Annotated in this window: 19 protein-coding genes and 1 pseudogene; 9 read left to right on the top strand and 11 right to left on the bottom strand. The window is 66.4% G+C overall.

From position 1 onward, the window contains the following. Window positions 1-326 (bottom strand): annotated as a pseudogene (locus ACEN88_RS05480) (tRNA U-34 5-methylaminomethyl-2-thiouridine biosynthesis protein); the annotation flags it as partial. A 4-nt stretch (window positions 327-330) separates the two neighbouring features. After that, entirely contained in the window at window positions 331-894 is a 564-nt protein-coding gene (locus tag ACEN88_RS05485) for a DNA-3-methyladenine glycosylase I (protein WP_413337771.1), read from the bottom strand. A 68-nt stretch (window positions 895-962) separates the two neighbouring features. Between ACEN88_RS05485 and ACEN88_RS05490 the strand changes: the two genes are divergently transcribed. The 4 genes from ACEN88_RS05490 (at window position 963) to ACEN88_RS05505 (ending at window position 5332) form a co-directional block, all read left to right on the top strand. After that, window positions 963-1973: a serine/threonine-protein kinase gene (locus tag ACEN88_RS05490; RefSeq protein WP_413337772.1), complete on the top strand. Its 1011-nt coding sequence runs from the start codon at window positions 963-965 to the stop codon at window positions 1971-1973. Window positions 1974-1980: 7 nt separating this feature from the next. Then, window positions 1981-3135, top strand: coding sequence for a GAF domain-containing protein (locus tag ACEN88_RS05495; RefSeq protein ID WP_413337773.1), 1155 nt, complete (start codon window positions 1981-1983; stop codon window positions 3133-3135). A 65-nt stretch (window positions 3136-3200) separates the two neighbouring features. Beyond that, window positions 3201-4025, top strand: coding sequence for a PP2C family protein-serine/threonine phosphatase (locus tag ACEN88_RS05500; protein ID WP_413337774.1), 825 nt, complete (start codon window positions 3201-3203; stop codon window positions 4023-4025). A gap of 119 nt (window positions 4026-4144) precedes the next feature. Then, window positions 4145-5332 carry a PEP-CTERM sorting domain-containing protein gene (locus ACEN88_RS05505; protein ID WP_413337775.1) on the top strand — a complete coding sequence of 396 codons (1188 nt, stop codon included), beginning with the start codon at window positions 4145-4147 and terminating at the stop codon, window positions 5330-5332. A gap of 9 nt (window positions 5333-5341) precedes the next feature. On the opposite strand, the gene arr is transcribed toward ACEN88_RS05505, so the two are convergent. Further along, complete coding sequence (gene arr, locus ACEN88_RS05510) at window positions 5342-5797, bottom strand: NAD(+)--rifampin ADP-ribosyltransferase (protein WP_413337776.1); 456 nt, start codon at window positions 5795-5797, stop codon at window positions 5342-5344. Between the two features lie 384 nt (window positions 5798-6181). On the opposite strand from arr, the gene ACEN88_RS05515 reads away from it, so the two are divergent. Continuing rightward, window positions 6182-6841: a glutathione S-transferase family protein gene (locus ACEN88_RS05515; protein WP_413337777.1), complete on the top strand. Its 660-nt coding sequence runs from the start codon at window positions 6182-6184 to the stop codon at window positions 6839-6841. A gap of 19 nt (window positions 6842-6860) precedes the next feature. Here the strand turns inward: ACEN88_RS05515 and ACEN88_RS05520 are convergent, their stop codons facing one another. Together ACEN88_RS05520 and ACEN88_RS05525 are read right to left on the bottom strand one after the other, a co-directional pair. After that, window positions 6861-7781, bottom strand: a complete 921-nt coding sequence (locus ACEN88_RS05520) for an MBL fold metallo-hydrolase (protein ID WP_413337778.1) — start codon at window positions 7779-7781, stop codon at window positions 6861-6863. A 115-nt stretch (window positions 7782-7896) separates the two neighbouring features. Beyond that, window positions 7897-9798 carry a glycoside hydrolase family 2 protein gene (locus ACEN88_RS05525; protein ID WP_413337779.1) on the bottom strand — a complete coding sequence of 634 codons (1902 nt, stop codon included), beginning with the start codon at window positions 9796-9798 and terminating at the stop codon, window positions 7897-7899. A gap of 163 nt (window positions 9799-9961) precedes the next feature. Here ACEN88_RS05525 and ACEN88_RS05530 point away from each other — a divergent pair, with 163 nt between their 5' ends. The 3 genes from ACEN88_RS05530 (at window position 9962) to ACEN88_RS05540 (ending at window position 14450) form a co-directional block, all read left to right on the top strand. Then, window positions 9962-11236, top strand: a complete 1275-nt coding sequence (locus ACEN88_RS05530) for a putative Na+/H+ antiporter (RefSeq protein ID WP_413337780.1) — start codon at window positions 9962-9964, stop codon at window positions 11234-11236. A gap of 23 nt (window positions 11237-11259) precedes the next feature. After that, complete coding sequence (locus ACEN88_RS05535; RefSeq protein ID WP_413337781.1) at window positions 11260-12735, top strand: alanine/glycine:cation symporter family protein; 1476 nt, start codon at window positions 11260-11262, stop codon at window positions 12733-12735. 98 nt (window positions 12736-12833) lie between these two features. Then, window positions 12834-14450, top strand: coding sequence for an ATP-binding protein (locus tag ACEN88_RS05540; protein WP_413337782.1), 1617 nt, complete (start codon window positions 12834-12836; stop codon window positions 14448-14450). On the opposite strand, the gene ACEN88_RS05545 is transcribed toward ACEN88_RS05540, so the two are convergent. Continuing rightward, window positions 14425-15891: an FAD-binding oxidoreductase gene (locus ACEN88_RS05545; RefSeq protein WP_413337783.1), complete on the bottom strand. Its 1467-nt coding sequence runs from the start codon at window positions 15889-15891 to the stop codon at window positions 14425-14427. The two genes, ACEN88_RS05540 and ACEN88_RS05545, sit on opposite strands and share 26 nt — an antisense overlap. A 169-nt stretch (window positions 15892-16060) precedes the next feature. Here ACEN88_RS05545 and ACEN88_RS05550 point away from each other — a divergent pair, with 169 nt between their 5' ends. Beyond that, window positions 16061-17194: a choice-of-anchor Q domain-containing protein gene (locus ACEN88_RS05550; RefSeq protein ID WP_413337784.1), complete on the top strand. Its 1134-nt coding sequence runs from the start codon at window positions 16061-16063 to the stop codon at window positions 17192-17194. Window positions 17195-17203: 9 nt separating this feature from the next. Here the strand turns inward: ACEN88_RS05550 and ACEN88_RS05555 are convergent, their stop codons facing one another. The 5 genes from ACEN88_RS05555 to ACEN88_RS05575 form a co-directional block, all read right to left on the bottom strand. Next, window positions 17204-17713 (bottom strand): nuclear transport factor 2 family protein, encoded by a 510-nt coding sequence (locus tag ACEN88_RS05555; RefSeq protein ID WP_413337785.1) that lies wholly within the window; start codon window positions 17711-17713, stop codon window positions 17204-17206. 25 nt (window positions 17714-17738) lie between these two features. Beyond that, window positions 17739-18377 carry a DUF3313 family protein gene (locus tag ACEN88_RS05560; protein ID WP_413337786.1) on the bottom strand — a complete coding sequence of 213 codons (639 nt, stop codon included), beginning with the start codon at window positions 18375-18377 and terminating at the stop codon, window positions 17739-17741. Between the two features lie 97 nt (window positions 18378-18474). Beyond that, the gene (gene tagF, locus ACEN88_RS05565) at window positions 18475-19092 is read right to left on the bottom strand and encodes a type VI secretion system-associated protein TagF (RefSeq protein ID WP_413337787.1); all 618 of its coding nucleotides are present in this window, start codon (window positions 19090-19092) and stop codon (window positions 18475-18477) included. Beyond that, window positions 19089-22613, bottom strand: a complete 3525-nt coding sequence (gene tssM / locus ACEN88_RS05570) for a type VI secretion system membrane subunit TssM (RefSeq protein ID WP_413337788.1) — start codon at window positions 22611-22613, stop codon at window positions 19089-19091. The genes tagF and tssM overlap by 4 nt, the downstream gene beginning before the upstream one ends. A 19-nt stretch (window positions 22614-22632) precedes the next feature. Beyond that, window positions 22633-23802 (bottom strand): DotU family type VI secretion system protein, encoded by a 1170-nt coding sequence (locus ACEN88_RS05575; protein WP_413337789.1) that lies wholly within the window; start codon window positions 23800-23802, stop codon window positions 22633-22635. Between the last annotated feature and the right edge of the window lie 99 nt (window positions 23803-23901).

Consider the following 23901-nt stretch of genomic DNA (forward strand, 5'->3'; position numbering starts at 1 on the left):
GCCACGCGCGCGACGTGGCGCGCGAAGTCCGTGCCTGCGTGTTCGATGTCGTGCAGGCGGAACATGTCGACGCGCGCCGTCAGCTGGGCCAGCGCGTCCGTCAGCGGTGCGCTGATCAGGTCCAGCGTGACGCCCGGCTCCGCCTGCAGCATGCGGTGGAAGCCCGGCATCAGGTGGTCGCACAGGGCGATGATGTGAAGATTGGGAGAACGGTGCGGATCGGTGCGCCAGACGTCAGTCAGGACGCGGACCGCGGCGCCGTCGCCGTAATGCGAATCGAAGACGGTATAGCGGGCCCGGGTGCACCAGCAGGCACGGTAGTCCATGACATCACCTCCGGCGGCGGCACAGGCAGGCACGGTCGTGATCGTCGACCATGCCGATGCCCTGCATGTAGGCATACACGATGGTCGAGCCGACGAACTTGAAGCTCCGCCTGGCCAGGTCTTTCGAGATGCGGTCGGACAGCTCGGTACGGGCCGGCCGCGCGCCGTCTGGCCAGTCGTTGACGATGGGCTTGCCATCCACGAAGGCCCACAGGTAGTCGTCGAGGGTCAAGCCCTGTTCGCGCAGGCGCAGGTACGCTTTCGCATTGTTGATGGCGGCCGCGACCTTCAGGCGGTTGCGCACGATGCCGGGATTCGCGAGCAGTTCCGCGACCTTGGCATCGTCGTAGTTCGCGATCTTGTCCGCGTCCCAGCCGTCGAAGGCGAGGCGGTAGTTGTCGCGTTTGTTCAGGATCGTTTCCCACGACAGCCCGGCCTGCGCGCCTTCGAGGTTGAGCATTTCGAACAGCGTCGTCTCGTCGTGGCAGGGTACGCCCCACTCGTGGTCGTGATAAGCGATGTAGCGTGGGTTGGCCATGTTGGCCCAGGTGCAGCGGGTGTCGTTCATACATCAAGTATAAACCCGCGGCGCCGATTTTCATTGTCGGCATAGTAATTTGATTTACACTTGCGCCCATGAACCAACCGACGCAGCTAGGCAGATACCGGATCGTGCGCGTGCTCGGACGCGGCGCCATGGGCGAGGTCTATGAAGGCCTCGATCCGCGCCTGGACCGCAGCGTCGCGATCAAGGTCATCTCCACCGCCTGCGATGCCGATCCGGAGCTGCACGCGTCGTATTCGGCCCGCTTCATCCGCGAGGCGCAGGCCGTCGCGCGGCTGAACCATCCGCATATCGTCGGCCTGTACGACTTCGGCGAGGAAGACGGCGTCGCCTACATGGTGATGGAACTGGTGCGCGGCGAAGAACTGGCGGCCTACTTCGACATGACCCAGGACTTCCACCTCGAGTTCACGCTCGAGGATGCCGTGCGCATGACGTGCGAGCTGCTCGACGCCCTGGGCTACGCGCACCGCAACGGCGTGATCCACCGCGACATCAAGCCGGCCAACGTGATGCTGAGCCACGACCTCTCCGTGAAACTGACGGACTTCGGCGTCGCCCACATGGCCGCCCTGAACGCGGCGGTACAGGATGCCGACGGCGCGGAGATGGTCGGCACGCCCAGTTTCATGGCGCCCGAACAGATCACGGGCCAGGCCGTCGGCCCGCAGTCGGACATCTTCGCCGTCGGGATCATCCTGTACCAGTTTCTCACCAACGAGCGGCCGTTCCGCGGCGCCGGCATGTTCGCCGTGCAGCAGAAGATCCTGCACGACCACCCCGTCCCGCCGACCCTGCTGAATCCCCTGCTCGGCCCGGCCTTCGACCGCGTCCTGATGCGCGCCCTCGCCAAGCGCCCGGAACATCGCTACCCCAGCGCCGAAGCGTTCCGCGACGATCTGCGGCGCGCGCTCGACGGCGACACGCTCGCATCACCGCTGTTTCCCGACCTGTGGCGTCCGCTGGACACGGTCACGCCCCGCTCCCCGGCCGATGTCGTGCGCCATGTGCCGGACGATGCGGATGCGACCCGTGTCGAAGACGCCGACGCGACGCGTCTCGCGCCCATAACCCGGCCATGACAGGAAAATGAGCGACGCGACCATCGTGGCGAACGGCGACTTCTTCCGCCGCCTGCAGCAGCTCACGACGCGCATCCACGCCACGCGCAACGTCGACGAGATCATGCTCGACCTGTCCGAGGGCATCTGCACGCTGTTCGGCGCGGACCGCCTGACGATCTACACGGTCGGCGAGGACAAGGCGAGCCTCGTCTCCAAGATCAAGACGGGGATGGCGTCGTTCCGCCAGCTGCGCCTGCCGATCTCCGCGCAGAGCGTGGCCGGCTACGCCGCGCTGGCGCGCCGGCTGCTCAACCTGAACGACGTCTACGATGCCGCCGAACTGCAGCGCTACGCGGCCGACCTGCGCTTCCAGCAGGGCGTCGACCGGCGCACGGGCTACCGCACGACGCAGATGCTGGTCGTCCCGATCATGCACGACAGCGAAGTCATCGGCGTCCTCCAGCTGATCAACAACCTGCGCGGCGGCCCGTTCGACAGCACGGTCGTCGAAGGCGCGCGCTACCTGTGCGACACGCTCGCCATCGCATTCGCCCAGCGCCGGCAGGAAACCAGGCGCGAGCGCACGGGCTTCGTCGGCGCGCTGGGATCCCGCGCGCTGGGACGCGAGCAGGTCGAGCAGGCGGTGGCACAAGCGCGCGCGCAGGGCCGCGACGTCGAGGACGTGCTGCTCGACGACTTCAAGGTGAAACTGCCCGTCGTCGGGCGCGCCCTCGCGGACCATTTCGCCGTGCCCTATCTCGCCTTCCACCCGGGGCGGCGCGTGCCGGCGGAACTCCTCGACGGCATGGACCGCGCGGCCGCCGAAGTGCGCCAGTGGCTGCCGGTGGAGCGCAACGAGCATGCGCTGTACGTCGTCTGCATCGACCCGGACAAAGTCAGGGCGGACAATGCCGTCGCCACGCTGTTCCCGCAGTCGCGCCCCGTGTTCTGCGTGACGACGCGGCGCGATTTCGCGGCGCTGCTCGACCAGTACTTCGGCCCGGCCGCGGCACCCGCGGCGCTGCCGCCCGAACGCGCGGACAGGCTGCTGGATACCGTCGCGGCACTCGTCGCGGGCAGCCACCGCGAGGGCCTGTCCGACCTGCGCATCGAGACGGCGCCGGGCGACAGGCCGGGCGAGATCCGCTTCACGGTCAGCGGCGTCCTGCGGCTGCCGTGAAAATCGCCAATCCTCCAGGGCAGCGTGCTAGCATGCCGCACCTGTATTGATATCCACCGCGTTCGATGAGCACCTGGAAGCAGCTAACCCCGAGCATCTACCACCGCCTCGCCTTCGGCAGCGCGTACGGACTGACCGACGTCGGTCTCGTACGCCAGTCCAACGAAGACAACTTCCTCATCGATCCCCTGCTCCGCCTGGTGGCCGTCGCAGATGGCATGGGCGGTCACGACGGCGGCGAAATCGCAGCCTGCCTGGCCCTGGAAACCGTGCGCGATGCGCTCGCGGCCGCCGACCCGAAAAAATCCTCGCCCGGCGATGCGGCCGACCCGGACGCGACCTGGCAGGACGAACACATGCCCGCCGTCGTGGCCGTGCACGAAGCCCTCGACGCCGCCAATGCGCGCGTGTACGGCGCGAATGTGCAAGGCGGCCGCGGCGAAGGCAGCGGCATGGGCACCACGCTGACGGGCTTCTGGCAAAGCCTGCCGGGCGGCCCGCTCGTCATCTTCCACGTCGGCGACAGCCGCCTGTACCGCTACCGCGACGGCGAACTGGCCGTGCTCACGCGCGACCAGACGATGTACCAGCAGGCGCTGGAAGCGGGCGTTTCCGGCGACTTCCCGCCGCGTAACCTGCTGCTGCAGGCGATCGGCCCGACGGCCGCCATCGCGCCCGACGTCAAGGCATGCACATCCCATCCCGGCGATTTATACCTGCTGTGCAGCGACGGCTTGTACGGCAACACGCCGCACGCCGCCATCGAGCAGGTGCTGGCCGGCGCGCATGCGCAGGCGCTGGAGCACTGCTGCGCCGAGCTGATCGCCCTCGCCAAGGCGCATGGCAGCCGCGACAACATCACGGCCGTGCTGGCACTCGTCGAGCGCTGAACGGCAAGTGTCGCTATTTACACTATGCAAATAGAATTTCTCTAGAATAATGTAGATTTGACACGAGGAAAGATGATACTCTGTAGGAGATCTCCTACTATCACTCTTCCAAACCTCGTATGGACTACCGCAGCGCCTACATTCGCCGAAGCAGAAAGGGGTCGCGTCTGAAACAGCGCCTGGCCGCTGTCGGCGTGCTGGGCGTGGTGGCGTGCGCCGCGCTGTACGCGTACGCGATGCACGAGTCCACGGCGCCGACGGTGTCCGCGCAGGCGCATGCGCCGGCCGCCGCCGCGACGCCGGTGCCGGCCGTGCTGCGCACCGCGGCCCAGGTGGAGACGAAGAAGACGCGCCGCGTCTATCCGTATTCGATCGTGCCCGGCGGCGTCCTCGACCGCAAGGAACTCACGCATGCCGTCGCCGTGGACCAGGTCGTGGCGGCGCATTACGCGGCGTTCGAGGCAAGCAAGACCACCGTCAGGACCGTCGACAAGCCGCGCGCCGTGTACGTCTCGTACCGCAAGGGCGACAAGGTGTTCTGGACGGCGAAGAAACTCCAGCTGGCCAAAGGCGAAACGCTGCTGTCCGACGGCCAGAACGAGATCCGCACGCGCTGCGGCAACCGCATTTCCGACGTGCCCCAGCTGCCCGTCGAAGCCAAAGGGCCGAGCGAGGAAGAACTCGATTCTTCCGTCGAAGAGGCCCAGCAGGACGAAGGCACCATGGAACAGGTCGGGTACGCGGCCGAGACCAATCCGGCTGGCCACGGCTATCAGTTGCAGACCTTCGGAAACGGCGAGACGGCGCAGACCGGCGGTACGGCGCCCACGCGCACCAGCTTCGGCCTGAACGGCATCCCGGGTGCCGGCATGGGCCCCATCTGGGACGGCGGCGCCTTGCCGGTATCGCTGGCCAAGGTGTCGAGCGATACTACGCCGACCGGCACCGACAGCGGCCCGGGCACCGGCACGCCGGGCAACGGCGGTTCCGGCGGTGGCAGCGATCCGGGCAAGACGGGCGGCACGACGCCGGACGGCACGACGGACGGAACGACGCCGGACGGAACATCGCCCGGCGCCGACGGCACGCAACCGACCACCGATCCCGGCACGAAAAGCCCGACGATCCCCGGCACGCTGCTGCCGACGGACCAGCCTGGCCAAACCAACGATCCCGGCAAAGACCCAGGCAAAAACCCGACCAAACCGCACGGCGACGTGCCGGAACCGGGCACGCTGTGGCTGGCCGGCGCCGGCGTGGCCGCGCTGCTGGCGGCGCGCCGCGCGAAGAAACGGTCGCGCGACTGAGCCGGTGTTCTAGTCTTCGATCACGGCACGCCCCGCGCGCCGCAATTCTTCCAGGTGGTCGAGCATCTGCCGGATCACCTCCGGCGGGTGCCCCTGCCAATCCGCCACCTCCCCGACGATCCTGAGCGGCGTCCGCGTGCGGTACGAGCGCGTGGGATTGCCGGGAAAGCGTTTATTCGTCAGGTTGGGATCGTCCTCGAACGTCCCCGTGGGTTCCACGATATAGACATGCCCCCGCCCCTCGGCGCCGCCGAGCGCCGTCGCCAGTTCGGCCCCCCAGATCGCGGCCTCCATCGATGCGCTGAAATACACGTTGTTGGAGACGCGGCCTTCCTCGAAATTGGAGGCGTGGCCCGGAATTAATACGTCGCCCGGCTGGAAACGGATTCTGGTGCCGTGGTAGAACGGGCCCGGGACGTTGTCGCAGGATTCGTGGGTAACGGGCGTCCAATCTTGATGATCCATACGGCCTCTTATTTCAACAACCTGATGTGCTTGACGAGGGCAATCCGCTCGCCGCCTTTGGGGCGATACGACTCGCCCGCGAGCATGTTACAGCGCCGCGCGTTGCTGGCCCATCTGCTGCGCGCAGGGCACGTCGGCTGCCGACGGCGACGAGCAAGCCAGTGCGGCAAGCAGAAACGGCAGGTTGTTTATCACGCGATTCATGCATGAAACCGGTAATGTCATTCTTCATCATGCTGAAAGGATGAAGTCACAGGTTCACGCTTGACCACTGAGATGACATTAGTATTGACGACGAATTACCACACCGGAGATACTGGACAACCCCCGAACAGTCCCGCAACCCGGGCTACCCTGCGCCGTGGGCAACGGCTGAGAACTCCCATGACGCTCGCGCTCTACGGTCATCCCTTCTCGTCGTACACGCAAAAAGTGCTCGTCGCGCTGTACGAGAACGACACGCCTTTCGAGTTCCGCTGCCTCGGGCCGGACACGCCGCAGCACGCGGCGCAGTGGCTGCAGCGCTGGCCGCTGCGCAAATTCCCGCTCCTCGTCGACGGCGCGCGCAACGTCGTCGAGACGAGCATCATCATCGAATACCTGCACCTGACGCATCCGGGGCCCGTGCGCCTGCTGCCGGACGATCCGCTCGCGGCGCTGGACGTGCGCTTCATGGACCGCTTCTTCGACCTGCACGTGATGAACATGGTCCAGCACGCGGTGAACGGCGCGCTGACGGACGATGCGGCCAAACGCGCGGACGCCGTCGCGACGGCGGCGGAAAAACTGGAACTCGCCTACGAATGGCTCGAAGGCTACCTGGCCGGGCGCACGTGGGCGGCCGGCGACACGTTCTCGCTCGCGGATTGCGCCGCCGCGCCCGCGCTGTTCTACGCGGACTGGACGCATCCGATCGGGCCGCAGTACCCGACGCTGCGCGCCTACCGCGCGCGCCTGCTGGCGCGGCCGTCGTTCGCCCGCGCGGTGGACGAGGCGCGGCAGTACCGTCCCCTGTTCCCGCTGGGTGCGCCCGACCGCGACTGAGCGCGACCGAACGCCGGCGTCAGTAATCCCAGAACACCGGCACGTAGCGGTACGCGTCGCCATCCGCCATCACCCGCCCGATGGACGGGAACGGCAGGTGCGCCGCAACCAGCAGTCCGCCATCGATCATCAGCTCGCGGAACAGGCGGTCGCGCACCCTGGCCGCTTCTTCCGGATCGTGTTCGAAACCGTTCTGCCAGCCGGGATGCTCGAAGTTGACGGGAAAGACGGCATCGCCGGCGAACATCAGCCGCTTGCCGCCGGACGCCAGGTCGACCACGCAATGGCCGGGCGTATGGCCGCCGGTGCGCCGCGCCACCACGCCCGGCGCGACTTCGCGGCGCTCCTCGAAGACCTGCAGCCGGTCGCGGTATTCGTCGAGGAAGCGCGCGGCCGTCGAGCGCAGCACGGGCGGCACCGCGTCCGGCATGACCGTCAGCGAGAAATCGGGCGACGCCCAGAATTTCACTTCGGCGTCGGTCACGTGGATACGCACGTCCGGACGCAGTCTCTCCTTCACGCCGGGCGCCAGCAGTCCACCCACGTGATCCATGTGCATGTGGGTGATGACGATGTCCGTCACGGACGCGAGATCGATGCCGACGGCCTCCAGCCGCGCCGGGAACTGGCCGGCGCGCGGGAAGCCCGGGAACTGCGTGCCGACACCGGCATCGACGAGGATGGTCTGGTCGCCGCTGCGCACGACGAGCACGTTCAGCGGCCAGTCGAATTTGTCGGGCGGCAGGAACATGTGATCGAGCCAGTCCGCCAGCTCGGCCGGATCGGCGTTGGTCGCCATCGTCGTGGCGGGCAGCGGCAGCACGCCGTCGCTGACCACCATCACGTCGATGTCGCCGACCTTCAGCGCGTAACGGGACGGCACCAGTTCTTCGGGGCCGTGGCTGGCGGGGCGCAACGGGGTATCTACGGTAAGCATCATGGTCTCCTGAAAGAGGCCCGGGGATCGGGCATGGATGCATCGTAGAGACGAAGACCGCGGGCCAGAAGCCATGCGGGCGGGCGCACCGTGTTGCCCGCTACGCACCAAACCGCGATCAATGCGCGTACTTGCGCTGGACGTCGTCGTAGAACTGCTTCATGGTCCAGAACGCGAGCTTCTTCTTGCCGGCGTCCGTGACCAGGCCCTTGCGGTTCCAGAAATCCTGGTAGTACGGATGCTGGCGGCGCGGCGAGCGGAAGTCGACGAGCACCCACGGCGTCATCCCGCGCAGGCCCGGGATCGCGGACAGCATCTTGAACTGGTTGCGGTACAGCGTGTCCTGGTATTCCTCGCTCCAGCGCGTGTCGGCGTCGGCGTGGTAGCCGCCCAGCGCCTCGGCGCCGAATTCCGTCACCACGACCGGCTTGTTGTAGCGGACGTCGAAGCGGTAATTCAGCATCTCCGCATTGCTCGCCCAGTACCAGCCGGCGTACTCGTTGAAGCTGGCGAGATCGAGATAATCCGCGAGCGGATCCTCCACCGTGATGTCGCTGCCCTTGCGGTGGATTTCCAGCGCGGCCGCGACGAGGCGCGTGTCGTCCAGCGACCGCGCCGTCTTGGCGAGATTGCTCATGAACGTATTGCGCGGGCCGCCGATCGGCGTCTCGTTCCCCACCGACCAGACGACGACGCTCGCGCGGTTCTTGTCGCGCGTGACGAGGTCCGTCAGCTGCGCGTGCGCGTTGGCGTAGGTGTCGGGATTGGTCCACGAGATCGTCCAGTACACGGGCACTTCCGCCCACACCATCAGGCCCATCTCGTCGGCCAGGCGGATCATCTCTTCGCTGTGCGGGTAATGCGCGAGCCGCACGTAGTTGCAGTTCATCTCCTTGGCCCACTGCAGCAGCATGCGCATGTCGCCGGCGCCGCGCGGGCGGCCCGGGATCAGCGGGTTCTCCTCATGCATCGAGATCCCGCGCAGGAACACGGACTTGCCGTTCAGGAGGATGTCCTGGCCGCGCGTCTCGATGGTGCGGAAGCCGATGCGGTCGACGACCTTGTCGCCGCCGCCGGACAGCTCGACCGTGTACAGCTTCGGCTGCTCGGGCGACCAATACGTCAGTTTATTCACCGGGAAGTTCAGCGCCGCGCGGCCGTTCGCATCGGTGCGCACGGTGGTCCTGATGCCCGCTTCGGGAATGCTGACGGTCACCTGCTGCGCCTTGCTGTCCCCCGCCATTTGAATGAAACCTTCGATGCGGCGGGCGTCGCCCTTCGCCAGCTGCACCTTGTAGTCGGCGATGTACGTGGCCGGCAGCTCGGCCAGCAGCACGTCGCGCGTGATGCCGCCGTAGTTCCACCAGTCCGTGTTCACGGTCGGGATCTCGTCCTGGTGGCGCGTGTTGTCGGCCTTGACGACGACGACGTTGCGGCCCTTCGCCAGCTGGTCCGTCACGTCGAACTGGAACGGCGTGAAGCCGCCCTTGTGCATGCCGAGTTTTTTACCGTTCAGGTAGACGTGCGCCTCGTAGTTGACGGCGCCGAAGTACAGCGCGTAATGCTTGCCCGGCTTCGGGTCGGCCTGGAACGCCTGGCGCAGCCACACGGTGCCCTCGTACAGCTGCAGCTTTTCCGCCTGCGAGTTCCAGTCGCCCGGCACCTTCATCGTGGGCGCGTGGTCGAAGTCGTACTCGACCCACTCCGTCTTGTCCTTCGGCTTGCGGTCGTCGTAGAAGCCGCCCTTGCCGCTGTCCGACTGGTCGAACGGCATGTGGCGGTAGTCGTAGTAGCCGTTCTCGTACGGGTCGATGATGTAGCTCCAGCGGCCGTCCAGGCTCACGTGGCTGCGGGCGTAGATGTTCTGCGTGGGCGCCATCAGGCTGTCGGCGTGGCTCGCTTTCGATGGCTGCCCGGCGAGTTGGACATCGACCGGAGCGGCAGCATGCGCGGCGCAGGCCACCAGCGTCAATACAGAGAATTGCAGCGCGGCCGTCAGCCGGGCAAACGGGTGTGTCATGGCGTCTCCTGATGGTTATTCAGGGAATGGTAGCGCTGTCATCGCTCAGCTGCAAGATTTACAATCCGTGCGTTATACTCGCGGGATAAGGGGTGTTCACGCCATGTCGGCGTGACAGGTGTTACGCGCTGGTCGGGCCGCCACGCGGCCTTGTCACGACCCTATGCTTATACCCACGACCCTGCAAATGATCGGTGCCGCGCTGTTCGGCGTGGCCGTCCTCCACACCTTCTCCGTCAAGTATTTCGAGCGCCTCGCGCGCACGCACCCGCGCCATGCCGGCATCTGGCATCTGCTCGGCGAAGTGGAAGTCGTGTTCGGGTTCTGGGCGATGGTGCTGATGCTGTTCATGTTCGGCGTCGCCGGCCGCCACGAGTCCGTGGCGTACCTCGAGTCGCGCAACTTCACGGAGCCGATGTTCGTGTTCGCGATCATGGTCGTGGCGGGCAGCCGGCCGATCCTCGATTTCGCCCACCTGCTCGTGCGCACCGGCGCGCGCCTGCTGCCGCTGCCGCGGACGATGGCGCTGTGCTTCGTCGTGCTGTCCCTCGTGCCGCTGCTGGGCGCCTTCATCACCGAACCGGCCGCGATGACGCTGGCGGCCCTGCTGCTGCGCGACGGCGTGTTCGCGCGCAAAACGGGAGCACGTGATACGGGCCCGCGCCTGAAATACGCCATTCTCGGCGTCCTGTTCGTCAACGTCTCCATCGGCGGCACCCTGACGCCGTTCGCCGCGCCGCCCGTGCTGATGGTCGCGTCCACGTGGGGCTGGAACCTCGGCTTCATGCTGCAGACTTTCGGCTGGAAGTCCGCGCTGGCCGTCGTGACGAACACGATCCTGCTGCTCGTCGTGTTCCGGCGCTCCTTCCTCGCGCTGGGCGATGCGGCGGATGCCGTGGCCGATCCCGTGCCGCTGCCGGTCATCGCGATGCACCTGCTGTTCCTCGTGCTGATCGTCGTCTTCGCCCATCATCCGCAAGTCTTCATGGGCATCTTCCTGTTCTTCCTCGGCTTCACGGCCGCCTACCAGCGCTACCAGGACAACCTGATCCTGCGCGAGGCGCTGCTCGTCGCCTTCTTCCTGGCCGGCCTCGTCGTGCTGGGCGGCCTGCAGGCCTGGTGGCTCGCGCCGCTGCTGACCAGCATGAGCGCCGACGCCGTGTTCTTCGGCACCACCGCGCTCACGGCCATCACCGACAATGCCGCCCTCACCTACCTCGGCGCCCAGGTGCCCGGTCTCAGCCTCGCGTACAAGACCGCCCTCGTCGGCGGCGCGGTCGCGGGCGGTGGCCTGACCTTGATCGCCAACGCGCCCAACCCGGCCGGCGCCGCGATCCTGAGAGACAGCTTTCCCGACCGCGCGATCAGTCCCCTCGGGCTGCTCGCCGCCGCAACACCGCCCACGCTGATCGCGGTGGCGGCCCTGCACTTCCTCTGATCCCTGACCTGGAGACGCAAGCAATGAACGACCTGGTGAACGCCATCAACGGCATCGTATGGAGCCCGGCCCTGATCGCCCTGTGCCTGGGCGCCGGCCTGTATTTTTCGGTGCGCTCGCGCTTCCTGCAGTTGCGTCATCTACGGGAGATGGTGCGCCTCATGATGGAAGGGAAAAGCTCGGCCGAAGGCGTATCGTCGTTCCAGGCGCTGGCCATGACGCTGGCCGGCCGCGTCGGCACCGGCAACATCGCGGGCGTCGCGACGGCCATCACGTTCGGCGGCCCCGGCGCCGTGTTCTGGATGTGGGCCGTGGCCTTCCTGGGCGCGAGCTCCGCGTTCGTCGAGTCCACGCTCGGCCAGGTCTACAAGGAGCAAATCCACCGCGAGTTCCGCGGCGGGCCCGCGTTCTACATCGAGAAGGGCCTGGGCATGAAGTGGTATGCGTGGATCTTCGCCGTCGTCACCGTGTTCGCCACCGGCGTGCTGCTGCCGGGCGTGCAGGCGAATTCGATCGCGGAAGGCCTGCGCAACGCCACCGGCATCGACGCCAACGTCACCGCCGCGCTGCTCGCCATCGCCCTCGGCTTCATCATCTTCGGCGGCGTCAAGCGCATCGCCCACTTCGCCGAAATCGTCGTGCCGTTCATGGCGCTCGCGTACATCATCGTCGCCTGCGTCATCATCTTCCTGAACTGGCAGCAGCTGCCGGACGTGCTCTCGCTGATCTTCAGCTCGGCCTTCGGCCTCGATGCCGGCTTCGGCGCCATCGTCGGCATGGCGATCCAGTGGGGCGTCAAGCGCGGCGTGTATTCGAACGAAGCGGGCCAGGGCACCGGACCGCACGCCTCGTCCGCCGCGGAAGTCAGCCATCCGGCCAAGCAGGGCCTCGTGCAAGGCTTCTCGGTCTACATCGACACGCTGTTCGTGTGCTCGGCGACGGCCTTCATGCTGCTGATTACCGGCCAGTACAACGTCGAAGGCCCGGACGGCACCGCGATCCACACGGGCGTCCACGGCGTCGCGTCGGGTCCGGGCTATGTGCAGACGGCGCTGGAAAACGTGATGCCGGGCTTCGGCTCGCTGTTCGTCGCCCTCGCCCTGCTGTTCTTCGCGTTCACGACGATCGTTGCCTATTACTACATCGCCGAAACCAATATCGCGTACATCAACCGCACCGTGCACCGCCCATGGATGACGCTCGTGCTCAAGGTCTGCATGATCGGCGCGACCGTGTACGGCTCGGTGAAGACGGCCGACGTGGCGTGGGCGCTGGGCGACCTGGGCGTCGGCCTGATGGCCTGGCTGAACATCGCCGCGATCCTGCTGCTGCGTAACGTGGCCTTCAAATGCCTGCGCGACTACGAAGCGCAGCGCGCGGCGGGCAAGGATCCCGAATTCGATCCGGCCGCTCTGGGCATCGAGCGCGCCGATTACTGGGTCAAGCGGGCTGCCGGCCGCCGCCAGCAAGGCACGGAGACGGTCGCGGCCAAGGTGTGAACAGATCGTCATCGATTTGGCGCGTGAGTGTGGCTATTTGTCCCAATGCGTCGAAACCATTTGTAATTACCGGGAGGAACCTGCAAGAATAAATTACCATGACGAAACTAAATTTCTCCGAGAGAAAAACCGAAGAGCCAGCGCTCGCAGCGCTGGCGCAAGGATTACGTCGTCTCACCGCGGACGCCAGTGTGGAGACACTGCAGCAGGAAACGGTGGCCGTTGCGGTGTCGCTGTGCGGCGCCGAGCGCGGATACTGGGCGGCCGCCGGCGAGACGGCCTGTATTGGAGACACGACCTGTTTCGCGGTCGGCGACGGCATGGTCGTGCTGGAGCATGCGCAGGCAGTCGACGCCGCGCTGCTCGACATCCTCGCCACCGCGGCGTCCATCGCGCTGACGAACGCGGCCCTGCGGGAACAGAGCCGGCAAGACCGGTCGGCGACAGGACTGGCGTTCGAACACACGCTGCTGCACACCCTCGTCGACAACATCCCCTTCCGCATCTACGCCAAGGACCGGGACAGCCGTTTCCTGTTCGGGAATAACCGCATGGCCCGCCTGGCCGGCGTCGAGACACCGCCGCAACTGATCGGCAAGACCGACTACGATTTCTTCCCGGCCGAGCTGGCGGCCAAATACTTCGCCGACGAAAAGCAGGTCATGGATTCCGGCCAGTCGCTGTTCGATTACGAGGAATTGGTCGAGGACCAGGACACGGGCGAATTGGGCTGGACCGTGACGACCAAGGTGCTGCTGCGCGGCGCGGACGGCGCGGTGAACGGCATCGTCGGCATCGGCTACGACATCACGCAGCGCAAGCAGATGGAAGAGCGCCTGCGCGAGCGCACGCAGGAACTCGAAGAGGCCAATGCGCGGCTGGAAGCGGAGAAGGAACAGCAGCAGGTCCTGATCCGCAAGCTGAGCGACATGCAGGGCCAGCTGCTGCAGTCCGAAAAAATGGCCTCGATCGGCCTGCTGGCCGCCGGCGTCGCCCACGAGATCAACAATCCGCTCGCGTTCATCAGTTCGAATTTCGGCGCGCTCGAACGCGACGCGAAAGACATCCTGAAGCTCATCAGCGCATTCGAAGGCGTCGAAGGGCTGCTGCCGGGCGACGCGCGCGCTCCGGTCGCCTTCATGAAGGAAGACATCGGGCTGGACGACATCCGCCAGGACCTCGACGCGCTGTTCGCCGAATCGCGGGAAGGCCTGCAGCGCGTAAAGCACATCGTGCAGAACCTGAAGGATTTCTCCCGGCCCGGCGGCACGGAAAAGGAAATGGCCGATCTCGAGCAGGGATTGGACAGCACCCTGAACGTGGCCTGGAACGAAATCAAGTACAAGGCGGACGTCGTCAAGGAATACGCCGGCGTCCCCGAGCTGTATTGCCTGCCCTCGCAGATCAACCAGGTCTTCCTGAACCTGCTCATCAACGCGGCCCACGCCATCGAGGGCAAGGGCACGATCATCGTGCGCACCGGCCATGACGAGAAGGTCGTCTGGGTCGAGATCGAGGACAACGGATGCGGGATCGCGCCGGCGCACCTGGATCACATCTTCGAACCCTTCTTCACGACCAAGCCCGTTGGCAAAGGGACCGGGCTCGGGCTGTCGATCGTGTACGGGATCGTGCAGGGGCATCAGGGCACGATTGGTGTGAAGAGCGAAATGGGCAAGGGAACCGTGTTCAGGGTGGCGTTGCCGCGGACGTAGCCCAGCTGCGCCGCACTGCGCCCTGTTCGGGGGCGCCCCACAACACCTTGCCGGGGTTGAGGATGTTCTGCGGATCGAACACGCGCTTGATGGCCCGCATCAGTTCCACCGCGGGCAGCCCCGCTTCCTGCACCAGGAAATCCATCTTGTGCATGCCGATGCCGTGCTCGCCCGAGCACGTGCCGTCGAGGCGGATCGCACGGGCCACCAGCCGGGCGTTGAGCAGTTCCGCGCGTTCGCGCTGCTCGGGCTGGTGCGGATCGATCAGGTAGCCGAAATGGAAGTTGCCGTCGCCGACGTGCCCGACCAGCGAATACGGCACGCCCATCTCGTCCGCTTCGCGCACCGACTCGAGCAGGCATTCCGCCAGGCGGCTGATCGGCACGCACGTGTCGGTGCTGATCGCGCGGCAGCCGGGTATCGAGGCGATGGCCGCGAAATAGGCATGGTGGCGCGCCGTCCAGAGCCGCGACCGCGCTTCGGGGTCGGTCGCCCAGGCGAACGCCGCGCCGCCGTGCTCCCCCGCCAGGGCCTCGACCGTTTCCGCCTGTTCGCGCACCGAAGCCGGCGTGCCGTGGAATTCCATCAGCAGCATCGGTTCTTCGCGCAGATCCAGCTTGCTGTACCGGTTCACCATCCGCACGGTGTTCGCGTCGATCAGCTCCATGCGCGCGATCGGAATGCCGGATTGGACGATGTCGATCGCGGCGCCCACCGCGTCGGCGATGCCCGGGAACGAGCACACGGCCGCGGACTGCGCTTCCGGCAGCGGATGCAGACGCACGACGATCTCGGTGAACACGCCGAGCGTGCCTTCGCTGCCCACCATCAGCCGGGTCAGGTCGTAGCCCGCACTGCTCTTGCGCGCACGCGTCCCGGTATGCACGATCTCGCCCGCGGCCGTGACGACCTGCAGCGCGAGCACGTTCTCGCGCATCGTGCCGTAGCGTACGGCGTTGGTGCCGCTGGCACGGGTGGCGCACATGCCGCCGATCGACGCGTCCGCGCCCGGATCCACGGGGAAGAACAGCCCCGTGCCCTTGAGGGCCTGGTTCAGCTGCATCCGCGTCACACCCGGCTGCACGGTGGCCGTCATGTCCGCGGTATCGATGGCGAGCACGCGGTTCATGCGGCTCACGTCCAGGCTGATGCCGCCCCGTACCGCCAGCAGATGACCTTCCAGCGACGACCCCGCGCCGAACGGGATCACCGGCACCGCGTACCGGCCCGCCAACGCGAGCAGCGCCTGGACGTCCGCGACGTCCTCGGCGAACACCACCGCGTCCGGCGGATTCACGTCCACGAACGACGATTCGTCGCGGCCATGCTGTTCGCGCACCGCGGCGGCGGTCGAGCAACGGGGGCCGAAGCGGGCTTGCAGTTCGGCTAATAACGGTGCCGGCAGGCCCTGGTCCGGGGCTGGGGTCATACGGTCATTCATTCCAAATTCCTGGTGATGTTGGTGTGTTCGGAAAGATTGTCTCACTACCCGGCGATTTCTTTCTTGAAGGATTGCTACGCCACAGAAATTTTTCGCCAAAAAAAGTGAACTTAGGAAGTTTCCCTGCCTCAAAGCTTACTCATTAACTTGCTGAGCCAGGCTTCTCCCGATGAAAAAAACCACTGTTTTCGCTTCCAACATCCGTGCAAACGTTCTCCTGTCCTGCGGCGCCGTCGTGCTGCTCGCAGCGGCCCCGATGGCTTCCGCCGTCGCCAAGGATTTGTATGTCTCCACAACCGGCTCCGACTCGAATCCCGGAACGCAAACCGCGCCGGTGAAGTCGATCGCGCGTGCCGATGCGCTCGCAAGCGCCGGCACCGTCATCCACGTTGCCGCAGGCACGTATCGGGTCTCCGCGCCCGCGCTGGACAACGCCGGCATCAAGACGAGCAAGAGCGGTACCGCAACCGCCCGCATCAAGTTCGTCTCGGACGTGAAATGGGGGGCGAAGATCATCGTGTCGGGCACCGGTATCACGTGGGATTCGCGCGGCAGCTATGTCGATATCGACGGTTTCGACATCTCCGGCTCGGGCCGTCACGGCATCCTGGCCGCCGGCGCGAACCTCACGATGACCAACAACTTCATCCATGACCTGACCATCAGCGGCGGTTGCAACGGCAGCGGCGGCGCGGCCATCGATACCTATGGCCCGGTCGGCGGTGTCGCCATCGACCGCAACGTGGTGCGCAACATCGGTGCTTCGATGATCGGCAAGTGCAATACCGTGCAGGGCATCTACATCGCGAACGCAAACAATGTCGTCACGAACAACCTCGTCTCGGGCGTTGCCATGGCCGGCATTCAACAATGGCACGGCGCGACCGCGTCGACGATCGTCAACAACACGGTCTTCCGCAGCAAGGACGGTATCCTGCTGGGCCAGGGCGATGCCGGCACGACCACGGGTTCGGCCAACAACTACGTCGCCAACAACGTCGTGTATGACAACACGACCTACGGCATCGTCGAACTGGGCAAGATGGCCGGTAACAACCGTTATGTGAACAACCTGGTGGCAAAAAGCGGCACCGCCATGCGCGTGGCGGGTAGCGTCAGCGGCACGATTTCGTCGGATCCGCTGTTCGTGGCCTACCAGGCCAACGGCACCGGCAACTATCGCCTGTCGAGCAGTTCGCCGGCGATCGACCGCGGTACGTCGACGTCGGCACCTCGAGTCGACCTGATGCTGGTGGCACGCCCCCGTGGCGCGGCCGTCGATATCGGCGCCTACGAGTTCTAAGACGGCTCTTTACTTCGCTGGCGCGGGCGCGTCGACGTGCTCGTAACTGAAAATGCGTGAGATGCGCCACTGCTTCCCCTGCAAGAGCATCAGATGCGAAAAGTTCGCATGCCCCGCCAGCGTCTCGGGTGCGCCCGCAGGCCGCGCATAGAACCGATGTTCGCCGGTGACGATCGCGCCATACAGCGTCTCGCCCTGGCGCATCGGGAAAAAGCGGATCGTTCCCGGCACGGCTTCACGACGCAATTTGACCGGCGCGCTCTTCATGCCGTCGTTCACCGCGGACAGCGCCTTCTTGCCGATTACCTTGCCGCCACGGTCGTGATAGAACTCGACGTCCGACGCCAGCCAGGCGTTCATGCCATCCGGATCGGCGCGGTTATAGGCTTCCCAATAGGCCTTGTCGGCGGCCCGTGCACCGGCATCCCACGCGGTATCGGCGGCCGGATGGGCCAGCGCGGCGGTGGATACCATGGCAAGCATGGCGATGGATGTCGATACTAGACCGTGCACGAACATGAATCCTCCGGTAAGAATCCATGAATTATAGCTGTGCAGTATTCACGGGCGTTGTATCCCGCCACGCGCCATCGATACGCTCGATGCACGTCGCGATCGCCGCCTTGGCGTGACCGAGCACGGTATATGAGGCGAAGAATTCGGTGAGGACGTTGCCGTGATCGAAGCAGGTCGCCGCGCCAATGCGGCGGCCGGTGCTGTCGTCGACGGCTTCGAACTCCAGGCTCGCGCCGCCGGTTGTGACAGGACCGACCAGCAGCAGCGTCATCGCGTTGACCATCCGATTGGGTGTTTGGAGTTCGGTCACCGCCACGCGCAGCCGTACCCGGCCTGCCGCGCCTGGCGCCGCCGGGATCTTGCTCACCTGACGATGCAGTTCGGCGTCGACATAATCCAGGACTTCGCGCTGTTGCGCGTCGTCGAGCCCTTCGATGCGGCCGGAACTTGTCTTGATCAACGGATGTTCCACCACGACTTCGGCGTAACGGCCCGGGTCGAAGCCGGGCTCGCGGAACATCAATACATGCTCGTATCGCGTCGGCGCAAGCGTCTCATACGTATCGAGGAATCCCGAGCGCGTCATGCCGTTCGTCGCGCACCCGGAAAGCACTCCCGCTATGCACAGCAACATTCCGCCGCGGATTGATGCGCTTTGCTTGTTCATGGATGGACTCCTCAATCAAACCGGATATACGGTTTGATAATTTTGCTCGTCCACCCTTGGCGGCAGTTGGGGCGCCTCAAGGGAACCACTCAACGGTTCAATGCCGGGTACCGTCCAACATCGCTGCAAATCCTTGCGCTCGCGGCATCCCGGCACACGTGAGCATCGTCGGTTCAACGCCCGGCGAACCCGCCGTCCACCACAGGCTATGGCCTTGCAACGCCGCCGCGGCGATACGCTCGCCCACGTTCTCGTCCAGCGCAAAACGCCATGTGCCATTCACCGGCACAGGCTGCGCATCCTTCGCCACCCCAGGCTCCGGCATGCCATCGAACTGCGCCAGCCCGAACGCCGGGTCCAGCGACGCCCGCGCCAGATCCTCGAGCGCGTCGTACCAGGCCACATGCTTGTGAAACCAGTCCAGCAACGGCGGCGCACCGACAGCACCGATCATCAGCGGAAAGTAGCGCCCGACGCGATCCACGCTCGGCATCATCACGCCGCCCAATCCTTCCGGCCCAAGCACCCCGGGTGAAATCGCAAACCGCCACACCGGACTGGTGAGATAGTGATTCAACCACTGATCCCCGAGCTGCTGCTGGCTCGCATGAATGCACTGCTGCAGCCACGCATCCCAGGCCGCAGCCAGCCCGTCCGGCAGCCCGCGCGACACGAAGTCACCGAGCGTGGAGACCTTGCCGAAGTACCCGGTCACAGCTTGTCCACGCAGCGGAACTGTTCCAGCACGGCGCGGCGGAACGGGTTGACGACGCTGCTCGCGGTCAGTTCCAGCGCGGCCTTGCGGCCATCGGCATCGAACGTGACCTTGTAGCGCTCGCCCTGCGCGGTCGGTTCGACCGTCGCCTTGTCGAGCATGCGGAACCACGCCCACGGGCCTTCCGTGTGCAGCGAGCCATGCGCGCTCGCGGGCGTGACGTCGAGACGTACCTGCCCGCTGCCCTTCCCGCTCGGCAGCTGGAACGATGCCGGCGCCAGTGCGCCCGGCGCCGCGGTCAGGGCCTGGCCGTCGATGTCGAGCACGAACTTCGTGATGGCCGGGTCGAGCGCCACCGGCTTCAGGTCGAAGCGCATCGAGGCCTGGCGGCCGCCGTTCGCGAAGAACGCGTCGCGGATTTTTGCCGCGCGCTGGAATTCGTCGAGCGTGGATTGCGGGATGCCGAGCGTGCCGTCGTTCGCGGTCGCGCGCCAGCGCCATTGGGCGCCGCCCATGTCGACGTATTGCGCGAGGTTCTTCGCGAAGAAGTCGTCGATCAGGCCACCCGGCGCGAACATGCGGCCGAAGTCGTCGGCGGTGACATCCTGCGCGGCGGACTTCACGATCGGGTAGCGGCCCGCGACGGCCTGGCGGCAGAACTGCGCCGGGCCCGCGGTCCACAAGGCGTTCAAGCGTTCGCGTTCGCTGCCGGACGTGAGGCCCGCGCCGCCGTTGTCGATCGACTTCAGCATCGTTCCCAGCGGGGCCGGCTTGCCGTCCGCTTCCAGCTTCACTTTCGCGAGCGCGTCGCCCGGCGGCGGCGGTGCGCCCGTGCGCTTGGCGGCGGCGGCGCTGTCCAGGTAGACGGCGACGTCCTTCAGCATGCCCAGCGACTGGTCCAGCGGCGACGGCGTCCCCATCGTCATCTTGTGCAGGTCTTCGAAGTGCGCGTCGACCGGGTTCGCGGCCTTCACCGGTGCGGCGGGCGCGGCATCGTCCGTGCTGGCCATCGCGCTTTCCAGCTTCTTCTTGTAGGCGTCCAGCTTGCCCCTGACGGCGGCCGTGACCGATGCGGCCATGGGTGCCTTGGTGCCGCCCAGCGTCGTCTCCTTGCTGGCCGCGACGAGGAATTTACGCATCGGCGACTCCGCGCCGGACAGCAAATTGGTGATGCGCGCGCCCTGCTCCAGCGTCCCGAACGGACGCAGGCTCACGTCGGCCAGCAGCGCATCCCATTGCGCGATGTAGTCGTCGTAGTACAGGCGCAGCACGGCCTGGCGGACCTGGTCGCGGTTGCCGGCCTGCGTCGCTTCCTGCTGCGCGAGCACCCAGCGTTCCTTCTCGACGTCGTCGACGGCTTCGTTGCTCGTCTCGAGGAATCGCGCGTAGCCGGCGGGCGAGTACATGCCGTTCACGCCGCGCGTGATCGGCTCTCCGCTCTTGCGGACGAAGACGTTCGCGGCTTCGCGTCCGCCCGCGCTGGCGGGGCTGAATTCCGGCAGTTTCTCGCGCATCAGCTGGCGCTTCAGGCGGTTGTAGACGCGCTGTTCGAGCGGCATGCGCGCCAGCGTCAATCGCGTATCGCTGATCAGTTGCGGATCCAGCCGCGGCATCGCCTGGCCGTCGCGGAAGTTTTCCATCAGCGCCAGCTCGTGCGCGGCCAGCGCCGCTTTTTGATCGTCGTTCGCGTCCTTCAGGTTGCGCGCATCGTCCAGCGCGGCCCACGCGGCGACGGATTCGGCGTCGAAGTGGCTCGCGTCGCCCAGCATCAGATAGACGCGCAGCACTTCGTACAGGTACTCGGGACTGTTGGCCGCGCTCCTGCGCAGCTGGTCTTCCATGCGCTGCTGCAGGCGCGGCAGCAGCGTGTCCTGCAGCACCTTGCGGTAGGCGATGCGCGCGGCCTCGCCCAGCTTGTCGCCCTGGTACAGGCCGAAGCGGTTCAAAAGAGGCGCGCCCTTGTCGCGGTCGTCGTAGCCGCCCGGCAGCGTGCGCAAGGCGTCCAGCACGGGCAGCAGTTGCACCGTCGATCCCTGCGCGGGCAATGCCGCCACCTGCTTGGCGATGTCCGCCGATTTCGCTTCCATGTCGGCGACGTACGCGCGGTTGCGCACATAGCTCGTGATCATGCCGGCCCCCAGCAGTACGAAGGCGACGGCGATTGCCGCAACCGCGCCCCACTGGATCACGCGCCGGCGCTTCTCCAGCGCGTGGTTCACGCCGGCCAGTTCGGCCTCGGGGAAGATCACCTGCTGCAGCAGGTTCGTGATGAAGTAGCTGCGGCCGCTGGCGGCGTTCGGCGCCAGCGCTTGTCTCTCCAGGCCGAAGGACGCGGCCATCGCACTCATCACGCGGTCCAGCGGGCTGCCTTCCTGCGTGCCGCTGCTGAAGTACACGCCGCGCAGCAGCGCCTGGCGTTCGTAGCGGTTCGATGCGAACACGTCGTCCAGGAAGCGTTTCAACACGTCCTCGATGCCCGCGAACTGCTGCGGGAAGCTGTAGACCAGCGCGCGCTTGTGCGGATCGCGCTCCTGCTGCATGCGCGCCAGCACGCGCTCCTGCAGGCGCTGTTCCAGCTGCTCGAATTCGGCGGGGAACGCGGCCAGCGCGGCGTCGCCATCCATGCCGTCCTGCAGCGGGAACGTCATGCCCCACACCTGCGCGCGTTCCTCGCGGCCCAGCGCATCGAAGAATTCGACGAAGCCGCCCAGCAGGTCGCACTTCGTCACGAGCACGTAGACCGGAAAGCGCACGCCCAATTGATCATGCAGTTCCTTCAGGCGGTCGCGGATCGCTTGCGCATTTGCTCGACCTTCTGCTTCCGTGTCCTGCAGCAGGTCGCGTAGGGGCACGGTGACGATCACGCCGTTGATGGGACGGCGGCGGCGGTATTTTTTCAGCAGTTGCAGGAAGCCCGTCCATGCGGCCTTGTCGGCGCCCGCGTTGCTGTCCTGCGTCGTGTAGCGGCCGGCCGTATCGAGCAGTACGGCGTCGTCCGTGAACCACCAGTCGCAGTTGCGCGTGCCGCCCACGCCTTTGACGCCGCCTTTGCCCAGCGCGTCCGCGAGCGGGAATTTCAGGCCGGATTGCGTCAGCGCCGTCGTCTTGCCGCTGCCCGGCGCGCCGATGAACATGTACCACGGCAGCTGGTACAGGCCGCCCTTGCCGCCCGTCTTCGCCTTCTTCAGGATCGCGATGGCGTCCTGCATGCGCTTGTTCAGCTGCGCCACTTCGGCGGCGCCTTCCTCGGGTGCGGGCGCGGACTTCGCATCCTCGCCGGCCACGCTCTTCATCAGTTCGCGGTTGGCGCGCCACGCCTTGAACCAGCGCCAGCCCAGCCAGCCGGCCCACAGCGCGAAGACGATAAGGATGAAGGTCCAGCGCACCGTCTCCGATGCGAACGGATAATGGCCGTCGTAGGACACCAACGGTAACTCGAACCAGATGACCAGCGCGAGCAGCAGCGCGCCCAGGAAGGCCAGCACGGCGGGCTTGATCAGCCAGGTGAAGAACTTTTTCATTGCGGTTGTCGTGTTGGTCTCAAGGTGCGGTGGCAGGCGTCAGCAGGACGATCTCCACGCGGCGGTTGCGCGAGCGGCCGGCCGGCGTGTCGTTCGACGCGAGCGGTTCGGAGTCGCCGCGGCCCTCCACGCTGTAGCGCGCTTCCGGGCCGGCGCGTTCGGCCAGCAGGTCGCGCACGGCGGTCGCGCGGGCCTTCGAGAGTTCGTAATTGGACGGGAAGCGCGCCGACAGGCCGGGTTTCGTATTGTCCGTGTGGCCCACGACGATCACCTTGCCGGACACGGTCTTCAGCGCGTCGCCGATGCGGCCCAGCAGGCCGAGGTATGCCCCGGAGACGTCGCCGCTGCCCGATGCGAACACGCCGTCGCCGCGCAGGGTGACGACGGAGCGGTCGGCGCTGTCGACGACGGTGACGAGGCCTTGCGCGATTTCCGGTGCGAGGAAGCCGGCCAGGCGCGGCACGGCCGGTGCCGGAGCGGCAGGCGTCGCGACCGGCGGCGGCGCCGTCTTCAGCGACAGCAGGTTCGCGAACACCGGATCGGACGCATTGCCCAGGCGATGGCCGAGGAACAGCTGCAGCAGGATCAGGATGACCGCGGCGCCGGCGGCCATGATCCACACGGGGACCATGCGCCACAGCGGCTCGCCCTTGCCAGTGGCGCCCTTCCAGTGCGGCGACAGCTCGGTTTCGACGGGCGTCTTCTGCTGTGCGATCAGCTGCTGCAGGCGTTCGCGCAGCGCGTCCAGCTGGCTGCGGCCGTTGTCGATGACGCGGTAGCGCCCTTCCAGGCCAAGCGCGAGGCACAGATACATCAGCTCCAGCGCATCGACGTTGTCCTTCGGCGCCTGCGACAGCTTCTGCAGGATCAGGAAGAACTTCTCGCCGCCGAACGCCTCGTTGTGGAACGCGACGAGCAGGCTGCGGCTGGCCCACACGCCGCCACCGCCCCACGGCGTCGACGAGATGGTCTCGTCCAGCAGGGTGCACAGCGCATAGCGGGCGGCCGCGATCTGGTCGTGGTTCACGTGCGCGGCCTTGGCGCTGGTCTCGAACGTCTTGATCGCCTGGATCAGCTGCATGCGCAGCGCTTCCACGTCCGGATGCGACGCCATGCGGCGCAGCGGCGGCACGAGGTCGAGCAGCGGATTCGCGGCGCGCACGAGCGGATTCAGGCCCACGCCGTGCAGTTGCGCCGGTGCGCCGCATGGCGTCGCATCCGGACGTGGGAGCGCTGCGCATTCAGCTGATACAGGCGCTCAAGACGGTAGAGACCAGCGCCCAGGCCG

Source organism: Massilia sp. CT11-108 (assembly GCF_047302915.1).
GTDB classification, from domain to species: domain Bacteria; phylum Pseudomonadota; class Gammaproteobacteria; order Burkholderiales; family Burkholderiaceae_D; genus Telluria; species Telluria orientalis.

What these genes read in the sequence shown, in the direction of transcription:
- ACEN88_RS05485 (WP_413337771.1), bottom strand. Translation starts at nt 894, where the DNA reads ATGAACGACACCCGCTGCACCTGGGCCAACATGGCCAACCCACGCTAC.
- ACEN88_RS05490 (WP_413337772.1), top strand. Translation starts at nt 963, where the DNA reads ATGAACCAACCGACGCAGCTAGGCAGATACCGGATCGTGCGCGTGCTC.
- ACEN88_RS05495 (WP_413337773.1), top strand. Translation starts at nt 1,981, where the DNA reads ATGAGCGACGCGACCATCGTGGCGAACGGCGACTTCTTCCGCCGCCTG.
- ACEN88_RS05500 (WP_413337774.1), top strand. Translation starts at nt 3,201, where the DNA reads ATGAGCACCTGGAAGCAGCTAACCCCGAGCATCTACCACCGCCTCGCC.
- ACEN88_RS05505 (WP_413337775.1), top strand. Translation starts at nt 4,145, where the DNA reads ATGGACTACCGCAGCGCCTACATTCGCCGAAGCAGAAAGGGGTCGCGT.
- arr (WP_413337776.1), bottom strand. Translation starts at nt 5,797, where the DNA reads ATGGATCATCAAGATTGGACGCCCGTTACCCACGAATCCTGCGACAAC.
- ACEN88_RS05515 (WP_413337777.1), top strand. Translation starts at nt 6,182, where the DNA reads ATGACGCTCGCGCTCTACGGTCATCCCTTCTCGTCGTACACGCAAAAA.
- ACEN88_RS05520 (WP_413337778.1), bottom strand. Translation starts at nt 7,781, where the DNA reads ATGATGCTTACCGTAGATACCCCGTTGCGCCCCGCCAGCCACGGCCCC.
- ACEN88_RS05525 (WP_413337779.1), bottom strand. Translation starts at nt 9,798, where the DNA reads ATGACACACCCGTTTGCCCGGCTGACGGCCGCGCTGCAATTCTCTGTA.
- ACEN88_RS05530 (WP_413337780.1), top strand. Translation starts at nt 9,962, where the DNA reads ATGCTTATACCCACGACCCTGCAAATGATCGGTGCCGCGCTGTTCGGC.
- ACEN88_RS05535 (WP_413337781.1), top strand. Translation starts at nt 11,260, where the DNA reads ATGAACGACCTGGTGAACGCCATCAACGGCATCGTATGGAGCCCGGCC.
- ACEN88_RS05540 (WP_413337782.1), top strand. Translation starts at nt 12,834, where the DNA reads ATGACGAAACTAAATTTCTCCGAGAGAAAAACCGAAGAGCCAGCGCTC.
- ACEN88_RS05545 (WP_413337783.1), bottom strand. Translation starts at nt 15,891, where the DNA reads ATGAATGACCGTATGACCCCAGCCCCGGACCAGGGCCTGCCGGCACCG.
- ACEN88_RS05550 (WP_413337784.1), top strand. Translation starts at nt 16,061, where the DNA reads ATGAAAAAAACCACTGTTTTCGCTTCCAACATCCGTGCAAACGTTCTC.
- ACEN88_RS05555 (WP_413337785.1), bottom strand. Translation starts at nt 17,713, where the DNA reads ATGTTCGTGCACGGTCTAGTATCGACATCCATCGCCATGCTTGCCATG.
- ACEN88_RS05560 (WP_413337786.1), bottom strand. Translation starts at nt 18,377, where the DNA reads ATGAACAAGCAAAGCGCATCAATCCGCGGCGGAATGTTGCTGTGCATA.
- tssM (WP_413337788.1), bottom strand. Translation starts at nt 22,613, where the DNA reads ATGAAAAAGTTCTTCACCTGGCTGATCAAGCCCGCCGTGCTGGCCTTC.